This is a genomic window from Vogesella sp. AC12, assembly GCF_024437575.1.
Taxonomy (GTDB): Bacteria; Pseudomonadota; Gammaproteobacteria; order Burkholderiales; family Chromobacteriaceae; genus Vogesella; species Vogesella indigofera.
The window spans coordinates 1-509 of the sequence record NZ_JANFNU010000026.1 but is presented as its reverse complement, the minus strand read 5'-3'; the positions used below and the strand labels follow the sequence as shown (position 1 = coordinate 509).

The window sequence follows — 509 nt, the reverse complement described above, 5'->3', positions numbered from 1 at the left end:
CAGCTCGACGCCGCGCTGAGCCTGGCGCAATCCCTGGCCGACACCGCCAGCGCGCAACTGGCCGACACGCTGGAGACCGGGCCGGAAGAAATCAAGCCCGACAACGGCAAAGGGGCCAACAAGCCCGACGGCCACCTGCAGCACCACGCCGCCGCCCTGCGCGCGTGGGAAGCCGGCAGCAACACCGATAAAGAGGGCAAGAGCGCCGCCCAAGGAAAGGGATCAGCCCAGGCCGGGCAGCAACCGCTGCTGATCCTGTCCGCCCCGGCAGGGCTGTCTGCATCGACCGACAACTCCCTGACCTTGGCCGCCGGCACGAACATCGACCAGGTCGCCCAGCGCGACCTGAACCAGACCAGCGGCCGGCGCTGGCTGCACAACGTCGGCCAGCACATCAGCCTGTTCGTGGCCGGGGTGAAGGACAAGGTGAGCCTGAAACTGATCGCGGCCAAGGGCAAGGTGCAGGTTCAGGCGCAGAGCGATGCGATGGAGCTGACGGCGGATAAGGA

The 509-nt window shown here is 67.8% G+C and carries 1 protein-coding gene; it reads left to right on the top strand.

From position 1 onward, the window contains the following. Positions 1-509, top strand: a 509-nt coding sequence (locus NOM55_RS17310) for a DUF2345 domain-containing protein (protein ID WP_255909891.1), incomplete at both ends; no start/stop codon positions are given.